Genomic DNA, 10,276 nt, shown 5'->3' with positions numbered 1-10,276 from the left:
GGGCATCGGGCATCGGGGATTGGGAAAAGACTTGTTAAATAATTACTCCCACACTTCCCAAACTTCCCACACTCCCCACACTGCCTTGTCTGTCTTGTTCCCAGATCAAGATTAAGATAGAACTATGCCTATCCCAAAAAGTTAAGATCCTGATGGATATGACGCTAAACGTGGCATCTTCGATAAATTGCTTGTATTCTAGTCAAACGAGAACTGCTATAACCTGAATCACTAAACCGTTATGGACGACAACCCAATGCTGCTTAAGTCCACAACCCGGCATATCCGTATTTTTGCGGCAGAAATTGACCGGGATGGCGAACTAGTTCCCAGCAATCAGGTCTTGACGTTGGATGTTGACCCGGACAACGAATTCAACTGGAATGAAGATGCTTTGCGAAAGGTTTATCAAAAGTTTGATGAACAAGTAGAAGCATATAGTGGCGCAGACCTAACAGATTATAACTTGCGCCGTATTGGGTCTGTCTTAGAACATTTTCTGCGATCGCTTCTCCAAAAAGGCGAAATCAGTTACAATCTCTCTGCTCGTGTCACTAACTACAGTATGGGACTTCCCCAAGTAGCACCTGGCAACCAATAGAGTTAGGGGTTGAGTTAAAAGAGTGATCTTTACAATCCCCACCTATTCGCTACCCTTCGGGAACCTCTTCGAGGAAAGCGAGAAGCAAGCTACAGGCTTTGCCAAGGTGGGGAGAATTTCAACCCTCCTGTTAAGTCTAAAATTGTAACGAGTTTCAATGCTCAATATGGTCAAAATGCTGGCTGGTTGGCTATTGCCGCAGCCCGTTGTCATTTTACTGTTACTCTTCTACTCCCATGCCAAAGCCGCAGAACTTGTTGGACGTTCTGTCTTAAGCGCTGATACATTTGCCTTCGGTTCAACAACAGCTCAATTTAAAAAGACAAATCGCACAACTCCTTTTCTTCATGCTCAACCTGTACAAGGTTTTTCTGCGGTTGTCAAAGGCCCAAAAGCAGGTACTTATTTAGTCATTTCAGATAACGGTTTTGGCAGCAAGGCTAATTCACCTGATTACAGATTGCGTATTTATGCGATCGAACCTGATTTTACTACAGGTAAAGTTTTTCCTGTGAATCTGCAAACCGGAGAAAGAATATCTTGGTTTGATCGTCACAGCTTTTTAGAACTAAATGATAAAAATCGTAAAGTTAGTTTTCCTATTATTGCAGACCAATCATTTTACCCAGGTAGCACTATTCCCGTTAGTCCAGCGATCAGAACAAATCGTTTATTGACAGGAGGAGATTTTGATATAGAGTCTTTCCAGCGTCTTAGTGACGGTAGTTACTGGTTGGGAGACGAATTTGGTCCGTTCTTACTACATGTAGGACAAAACGGCGAACTGCTAGATCCTCCCATACCTCTACCTAACTTCTTGGGTGTCGATAAATTAGATTTTGTGAAATCACCTGACCACCCAGAATTGATGAATTTACCTGATGAGCAAGCAAGATTGACCGGCGCAAACTTGGGCGGTTCTAAAGGTTTTGAAGGTATGGCGATCAACACTAGTCGTACAAAACTTTATGTATTGTTAGAAGGATCTTTAAAAGGTGACTCTCTCAAGCAGCGCCTGTTAATTCATGAATTTGACTTAGCCAGCAAGCAATATACAGGGCAAATTTTCTCTTATCAACTAGAGCATCAAAGCCATGCGATTGGTGAACTCACTGCCATTAATGATCATGAATATATTGTGATTGAACGTGATAACTATCAAGGAGATCCTAATAACTCTGCCTTTACATCTCCTGCTCAATTTAAGCGTCTTTATAAAATTAATATTAAACAAATTGATGAGCAAGGGTTCGTCGATAAAGAATTATTAGTAGATTTACTAAATATATCTGACCCTAAGAGAATTGGAGGAAATATCACCAAAGCAGGCATCTTCACGATCCCTTTTGTGACTATAGAGAGCGTATTACCTGTAGATAGCAGGACCCTACTTGTAATCAACGATAATAACTATGCCGATAGTTCTGGTCGTATTCCCAAGCAAGCTGACAATACCGAATTTATTCTCCTTCGCTTAAAAAAACCTTTAATTTTATTCAATCCTCATTAGCGAGGAAATCTTATTTAACAAATTAAAATAAAGATTCTTAATAAGAGGTATAATTCTATTTATACTACTTTTTAAAAATTTATTTTGAGATAAAATAAAAATATAATCATTATTGATTAGTAACCCATGACTAACATCAGACCAGATTATCTCCTTGTTCAGTTCGCATTTGTCTGGAAATTTTCTGAACATCTTTAAATATTGTGTAAAGCCTTTTAAGTCTTTGGGCTGATCTACAACAAAGTCTATCGCCACTTGGATGCCAGCATTCGTAATATCATAAGCATCTATGACAAGTTGTTTGGATTTCCCTTTCATGGTTTGTGGTTGTTCAGAAATTAGCTCATCAGGGTTAGCAGCGCGGTGAATTTTTTTTTCATTATGCTCTTTAATTACACTTTAACTGAGTAAATATGTTAAATTTGCAGTTAACGTAGTAGGCAAAGTAAGAAACTTAATATAATCTTGGCTATAGCAAATTGCTAATAGCGAGTGAAGACTAGCTACTAGCTGTCTTCTTTAAGTTTGTTAATGAATGCCTCTCTACCTATAAAGTAAAAGTAAAGACTAGTCTGATATCCTCTTTCTTATGGGGTAATTAAGTCTAAGTGTTGTGAAGGCGTTATAGTTAGATGACAAATTGTAAATTCATGAAGATCTGGCGACAGAGCATCCTACAGAGTAACTGTAGGGTAGAGTTATAACATTGTTATTTAGGCGCACCTTTGCACTTGGCTTTATAGAGAAACCCATTGCCGTCTATGCGATGGCTTTCGACAGATACCACGAGATTTATATGATTGTTCCAAAGTTTAAATATTTTAATTAAAAAAATATGAACGGTCTAGATATCGTCGCCAATACTAATAAAGAAATTGCCAATCGCTGACCGGTGGGAAAACTATGGAAAATGATGCGGCTAACCTGTATTGCCCAAATGAAGCTTGTCAATCTCCCAACCCTCTAACCCACAAATTCTGCCAGCGATGCTCTACACCTTTACCTAAACGCTTCCTCTGGGCTGTGGCAGATGGTATGAAATTGGGTAATCCTGGAGATATATTGGCGACTCGCTATCTAGTTATTGATAAATCTATTCTTTTAGATACTAAGCCTGGTTATTTACCCCAAACACCAGATCCCGAAAAATTACAATCAATCAGACCTTATTTAAGATTAATTCCCTACCGCTTACATGTACCGCAGGTATACGGAGTAATTTCTTTATCTGATGGTAGTCAAGGGCGAGACATATTACTTTTAGAAAAACCCCCACTCAAGATTACAGATGATAGTACAGCTTCTTTGGATGTACAACTATGTAGTGAATTAACCACTGCATGGCGTGATGCGACATCAATGCGTCAACTGAATTGGTTGTGGCAGATAGCACAGCTGTGGCAACCTCTGGCTAGTGAAGGGGTCGCCTCTAGCTTACTCAGTTCCCAATTATTAATGGTGGAAGGCTCGTTAGTACGTTTGTTGGAATTGCGTTATGAAGAGGATTATGTACCAAGTTTAGCGCAGTTGGGGGAATTTTGGCAGCAGTTGGTAAGTACAGCCAAACCAGCGATCGCAGAATTTCTTAAAGAGATTTGTCACTCTCTGGTGACAGAAAAAATTTATGCTGCTGAACAACTAGTAAAAGTTGTAGATAAAGGACTCTCAACATTAGGAAGTACCCAATCTCCTGCCATTACAATTGCCACAGTCAGCGACACAGGACCGAGCCGTCAACGCAACGAAGATGCCTGTTATCCGCCTAGTGGTAGCATTATCAGCAAACCACCCAATTCTAACAGCACTTTGGCGATCGTTTGCGATGGAATTGGCGGACACGAGGGTGGTAATGTTGCCTCAAATTTGGCAATTGAAACTATTCAACAGCAGGTACAGGGACTTACTAAAGTTCCTTACGACAACCTTGATCCAAATTCTCTGTTAGAAGATTTACAACAAGCAGCAGCGGCGGCTAACGACAAAATCAGCCAGCGCAACGACAGCGAAAGTCGCCAAGGACGCCAACGTATGGGAACAACCTTGGTCATGGCTTTACCTGTTGCTCATGAAATGTACATTGCCCATGTTGGTGATAGTCGTGCTTACTGGATTACACCTCATGGTTGTTATCAAGTGACTCTTGATGATGATGTCGCTTCGCGGGAAGTGCGCCTTGGTTATGCTATTTACCGAGATGCTATACAACAAGGTGCTTCTGGTTCCTTGGTGCAAGCTTTAGGAATGAGTCCTAGCACTTCCTTGCATCCCTCTGCTGAACGCTTTATTCTCGATGAAGATTGCATTTTTCTACTGTGTTCCGATGGATTGAGTGACTTTGACCGTGTAGAACAGTATTGGGAAACAGAAATTTTACCGTTAATTCAGGGTAAAACTGATGTTGCCAACGTGATCGAAAGATTACTAGAAATTGCTAATACTCAAAATGGACATGATAATGTCACCATTGCCCTAGTACACTATCAATTTAAGTACTCGGAACCACAGACAAAACCACAATTAGTTTTGCCCGAGATATCTGAGATTTCTCTTACAAGTAATACTCAACTACCTCAAACCCTACAATCAAGACCAGAAAGTGGTTATTCTCGAAAAACTCAAGTCATTCCAGATACACAGCCAAGTAAGCTACCTAGATCTGTGCCACTACAGTTTGTCATTATTATAGGATTAATTCTAGGTGCTGGTTTATTTGGTACTTTATGGATGCTCAATGGAGGGATTTTTGGTAAGGAAGACAACGAGCCACGGACTCCCACAATTCCAAATACTCCCTCTGTGAAATTTGAGCCATCTGTTGTACCATCTACACCAAGCGATCGCTCTCATGTCATTCAGACCACAACTACTATCCAGTTGACAAATATATCATCTCCACAACAAGCGATCGCACCTGCTGGTAGTGTTTTGAAAATTATTAAACGTAAAGTCACCACAACAGAACAGCAAAATCCAGATGAGTCAATGTCTTTGCGGGTATGCTCTGTTGGAGAGGGTATCACTTCAGCCATAAACCCACCCGACCCCTTAACTCCTATAGATAGAAAACCTGTGGTGGAAGAGGGCAAAGTCTACACAATCAAATTATCCGAATATCAAAAATTATTGAATGGTAACTCTACGCCCTTAGCAGAAGGTGTTACTCAATGTGTGGAGCAGCCTCAGCGCACACCTGCATCTTTAAATCAAGGAGGATCAACCCCATAACAGGCTAATCTGTGTGCCTAACACTCAATAGTCAAAAACTCGATAAACTAGTATAAACCTGAAATAATACAGGTAAAAGCTCAAAGAAAAAATCAACAGGAGGCAATTATTTTTGTCTTTTGTTGTTTGTATTATTGGAAATTTTTGATCTTGATGTTTGTATGTAATGAATCCATCCCTGAACTTGGCGGTTAAGCGTCTGGTCAATGCTGGTCCTGATCACTTCGCTATTTGTGTGTTTGAAGCTCCCTACCCTGGCGCTCGTGATATCCACGATTGCGTCTGGTCGGCGGAGTTAACTCAAGCTTGGCGAAAGTGGCAGGAGATGTTTGCTCCCGACAGTTGTATAGATATTTCCCCTACAGCTATACCCCCAGCATCAAAGTCACTTCCTAATGAGTTGCTTTCACCAACTTCTGGTCAAATGACAAGTTACACTAGTCGTCTGATGCAATATTTGGGAATTAGCTTATGGCGTTGGTTATTCGACGGGCCAATCTTGGGCAGTCTGGAATACAGTAGCGGTATCGCCACTGGTCAAAATACACGTTTGCGCTTTCGACTAGAGATTCGTGACCCAAATTTAACTGCTTTACCGTGGGAAATTATGCAGCGTGAAGTTGGTCAGTCGGCAATGTCACTGTCTCCAAACATTCTATTTAGTCGTACTACTAATGAAGTTGAACCCTTACCACTGCGGTTGCGAACTGATCAAACATTAAATATTTTGCTAGTTCTGGGAGAAGATGAAAATAATCTCCAGTTAGAGAAAGAAGCTGATATTTTAGAGCAAACCCTTTCTAACGGCTCTATGATGGGAAGTTATTCTCAGGGATATGCCCCTTGTATTGTCAAGACACTAGTGCAACCAACCCCACAGCAATTGATTCAAGAACTAGAAACCAGGAATTACAACATCTTTTTTTATGGGGGTCATGGTTCGCGAGGTCCTGATGGCGGGTATTTACATTTGCGTCCTGGTATGCGTCTTAATGGCATGGAATTGGCACAAGTACTCAGCCATACGGGAGTGAAATTAGCAGTTTTAAATGCCTGCTGGGGAGCGCAACCAGCTGCTGCTAATGGTCAGGCAATACCTTGTAGCAGTTTAGCAGAGGTACTGATTCGCAATGGCGTACCTGCGGTTTTAGGAATGCGCGACCAAATTGCTGACGAAGAAAGTCTGACTTTTATTCATACCTTTGTCCAAGCTTTGCGAAAGCGACAACCAATTGATTATGCTGTAGCAGAGGCTAGACAACATTTATTGGCTGTTTATAGATTTAATCAACTAGCATGGACATTACCTGTTCTCTATTTACACCCACAATTTGATGGCGAACTAATTAAGAGTTACGAAGAAGGTAATACAGAACTACCAGAAACTTCCATACCTGGTATGGCTTCTTTGCTACCTATGGCGTCCTTGAAGTCGGCTGGCATAACTTATAAACTGAAAACCGGAGTTACTCGCATCGGTCGTACTACAGATAATGACATTGTAATTCCACAACCTTCTGTTTCCAGGCGTCAAGCAGAAATCTTGTGTCGGAATACTTTTACAGGTGCTACTCCAGTACGAACATATTATCTGAGAGAAAACTCTACCTACGGGACAACCTGGATTTCTAAACCTACTAAAAATGATTGGCAACAAATCCACCACGAGGAAGTTTTACTGGAACCAGGAATGCTGTTAAAGTTCGGTAGTAGAAATAGTCATCCTTGGGAGTTTATGATTGAGAACTCCTAATTGCAAAGCACAACGATAAAATACGAAAGCTAATTAAGCTGATTTGATGAGTTTTATATTACTCTTCCAGTCAGTTTATTTGTTATGTACTTTACCATTTTTTGTCAATGAAATTTTGGAGGTAATTACCCACAAATGGGTGAGTAAAATCCCTAAATCTTCATTTTTCTTGTTCAGATCCTAGCCTCTAAGCTCCAGTCCGCGCTTTTTATTTCCAAGTTCAGCGAAAAGCTTATAGAAAAACTCAGGATAATTAGACTTGATGTGCGGAAATTAGTTCCAAGCTGGTGTAGCTGTAAATACCACAAAATAATTAATCGGGAGACGACAAATGAACAAACAAATCAACGGTTTTGAAAATCTTCAAACCATCCCCTCTCAAATAGAACTTGAATTTTTAGAAGCACTGCTGCTACCAGAGGATGACACTTATCCTTGGAATCCGGGTGATGACCAATCAGAAGAATATTTTCATCACTTGGAAGAGCATTTTGTGCTGCAAGATGTATTGGAAGAAGAACTCACAACACGCTCAGAAGATTTTTACAATCAACTAGAAGCGCTATGGACTTCTCATGCTCCATCATACAAGTGTAATACAGATAGTAGTATAGTTGTTCAACTTCAAGAAACTTTACAAAACCGTTTATCTACAGCCGTACCAAAACAATGGTTAAAGTCCATCGCTCAAAAAGCAGCAGATATTTGTACTACTCAGCAATCAATGGCAGATAAACTGGTGGAATGTGTCCAGTCTGTATTACCTGAATGGTGGGGAAGTGACGATTTATTGGTCTTGGCTCGTCCTTACGCTTACGCCATGCGGAGTAGTAAATCACAAAACACCGCAGAAACTGTTTTCAATCAAGTTGGTGAACACGAATGGACAAATCTATCGGAAATTGAACAAGCTAGAGTTAGTTTGGCGATCGCTTACTATGCTTTGCAACAACTCGACAGCTTTCAAGGTGAAGCCTAAAAAAAACTCAATTTCTTATTCTTATAATCTGTTGCGATTTTTTTGCTTGCAACTTGCTTCATATTTCAATGACGCTCGTCTTGCAAGGGTTGTGGAATGCTCTATTTCTCTCTCTCAAAATCTAGGCTTTCCACTATACCCAGAAATTATCAATTTGCGAGACAAGCGTCATCTATCTAAAGAAATATCTAAAGAAATATCTAAAGAAATATCTAAAGAAATATCTAAAGAAATAAAAAATTATAGTTATTATTAATCTCCATTCGATTTTGGATTGTAGACTTCGTCGTGATCGCTCAGTCGAACGATTTTGAATTTGGGATTGACTCCACAGATAAATCTGCTTACTCCATACATCAAAGATGTATGGATCATCTTCTGATACCATTTCATGAAAACCCTGATACAAATGATTAGTTTCTAATTCTTTCCCCCTGCACCCTGCTCCCTTGCCGCCCATTTGTATCAATATAAAAGTGAAACGGTATGACAGGATTTTGTTCCCCGATCCCCAATCCCCAATCCCCGTACTCTATGAGAAGCCGCTGACGCGTCTACGCGTAGCGTCTCCTCTGGAGAATCCCCGATCCCCCATAATTATTTAGGACCAAGAAAGCGGGTAGCAAAATTTTGCTCTCTTGTTGGTGATAGCGCCCTTGCTTTGAGAATAGCAGCCATCAAAAAAGCGTAAGATAATACACCAACAACCACTAACAATAAGCCGTTGATAGTTCCTGTAGCATTCCATAAAGCATGAAGTCCTGCGGCAGTTAAATAGCCGACTAGTAAAATCTGCCAACTTTTTCTAGGTTTGAGAACAGCTAAACCGATGAAGTAGCCAAGATAGCCACTATAAGCCATATGTCCGGCCACAGAACCCAAGATACGGGGAATCAGCAGTTGTAATCCTGCTAGTTGACCAGCACCATCCCCAGCCTGGAAAGTCACGCTTTGGATAATTTGCGGCACATACTGACCGAGTGTTTCTAACAGAGTAAAGCCTACAGCAGAAGCGGTTCCCAGAAGAATACCATCAAGAGGTTCCCAGACACCGACACGTTCGCGCCAAGGTGATGATAAACCTCTGGCGATCGCACATATTCCGAGTACTGGTAGGGCTTTGAGTAATTCTTCCATTAACCCAGCACCAAAAAAGTATCGGATCAGCAATTCCGTAAAGGTAACAGATTCCTGGGGATTTGTAGGTAGATTTCCAGGGAGAACTTCGCGAAAGAAGAAGATCATAAAATCTGTCAGAGGACTCAGCAAGATTAACATTGTTGTTAATCCTGAAGCCATCAACACCCACCAAGGCTTACGTTTGCCACACAACTGGTAAATAAAATAATAAGCGGCAAAAGCGATATAAGTACCGACCACTACTTGATTCGCCTGGGGATCTCCGACCGTAGCAAACATTAACACTACAAAAACGACCGTGAGAACACCAGGTATAAGATAAGCTTTACGAGTTAAATCTTTGCCAGTGGAAATAATGGGAAACAGTTGGGTAAAGCTAACCGAAGAATCTGGTATATTCTGTGTTTGGTAGCCGGCTGGTGGCAGCGATGTGACTTCAGCAATGGAAGATATTACCGTAGATTGGTGGTTAAATTCGTACTCAAACAACAATTCTGGTCCATCATAGCCCAGAGTAATGCGATCGCCACTCATCAATTGCTGACAACCCTGTAAGCGTTGTCCATTGAGATAAGTACCATTAGCACTGTTCAAATCACAAATTACCCAACCTAATTCGTTATCAGGGGAGGGAGGAAGAGGACGAACCACCGCATGACGACGAGATACCATCCGGTACATCATGGCATCTAAGACAACTTGACAGCTAGGGTCGCGTCCAATGACTAATTCTTTTGTGGGTGACAGCGAATAGCGAAAATCAGACCCATAGGCTGACCCATTACCAGACACTAGCCGCAGAAATGCATTTTGTCTTGCGTTTTTGCCCGTCATCGAGTTGCAGGGTATAAACTATTTCACAAAGTAATTGGCATCAGGACTTAATCCTAACTATACCAATTAACACAATTGCTAAATCCACTATAGCTTTACTCTTTCCTTGCGAATTAGAAATTATAAAAATCAAAATATAGTGATATTTTTTCGTGCTGATATTCAAACATATAATATCAGTTATCAGTTATCACTTACCACTTACCACTTTTGTTAGTTAGATAATCTTCCTTG

The 10,276-nt window shown here is 40.8% G+C and carries 7 protein-coding genes; 6 read left to right on the top strand and 1 reads right to left on the bottom strand.

Features of this window, described 5'->3' with window-relative positions; genetic code table 11:
- Positions 1 to 241 precede the first annotated feature (241 nt).
- From B4U84_RS14550 to B4U84_RS31180, 6 genes are all read left to right on the top strand, one after another.
- On the top strand, positions 242 to 601 hold the full coding sequence (locus B4U84_RS14550; protein WP_017309828.1) for an NAD(P)H-quinone oxidoreductase subunit M: 360 nt from the start codon (positions 242 to 244) through the stop codon (positions 599 to 601).
- 166 nt (positions 602 to 767) lie between these two features.
- Positions 768 to 2,111 (top strand): esterase-like activity of phytase family protein, encoded by a 1,344-nt coding sequence (locus B4U84_RS14545; protein WP_017309827.1) that lies wholly within the window; start codon positions 768 to 770, stop codon positions 2,109 to 2,111.
- A 903-nt stretch (positions 2,112 to 3,014) separates the two neighbouring features.
- A complete protein-coding gene (locus B4U84_RS14540) occupies positions 3,015 to 5,336 on the top strand; it encodes a PP2C family protein-serine/threonine phosphatase (protein WP_017309825.1) in 2,322 nt (773 codons plus the stop codon).
- A 166-nt stretch (positions 5,337 to 5,502) separates the two neighbouring features.
- On the top strand, positions 5,503 to 7,089 hold the full coding sequence (locus tag B4U84_RS14535; protein ID WP_017309824.1) for a CHAT domain-containing protein: 1,587 nt from the start codon (positions 5,503 to 5,505) through the stop codon (positions 7,087 to 7,089).
- A gap of 331 nt (positions 7,090 to 7,420) precedes the next feature.
- The gene (locus B4U84_RS14530; protein WP_131119058.1) at positions 7,421 to 8,068 is read left to right on the top strand and encodes a hypothetical protein; all 648 of its coding nucleotides are present in this window, start codon (positions 7,421 to 7,423) and stop codon (positions 8,066 to 8,068) included.
- Positions 8,058 to 8,324: a hypothetical protein gene (locus B4U84_RS31180; protein ID WP_207391007.1), complete on the top strand. Its 267-nt coding sequence runs from the start codon at positions 8,058 to 8,060 to the stop codon at positions 8,322 to 8,324. The genes B4U84_RS14530 and B4U84_RS31180 overlap by 11 nt, the downstream gene beginning before the upstream one ends.
- Positions 8,325 to 8,665: 341 nt before the next feature.
- Here B4U84_RS31180 and B4U84_RS14525 read toward each other — a convergent pair whose 3' ends face one another.
- Complete coding sequence (locus B4U84_RS14525) at positions 8,666 to 10,042, bottom strand: PrsW family glutamic-type intramembrane protease (protein WP_131119056.1); 1,377 nt, start codon at positions 10,040 to 10,042, stop codon at positions 8,666 to 8,668.
- Positions 10,043 to 10,276 lie beyond the last annotated feature (234 nt).

The organism is Westiellopsis prolifica IICB1, assembly GCF_004323185.1.
GTDB lineage: Bacteria > Cyanobacteriota > Cyanobacteriia > Cyanobacteriales > Nostocaceae > Pelatocladus > Pelatocladus prolificus_A.
This window is presented reverse-complemented; position numbering and strand designations above follow the sequence as displayed.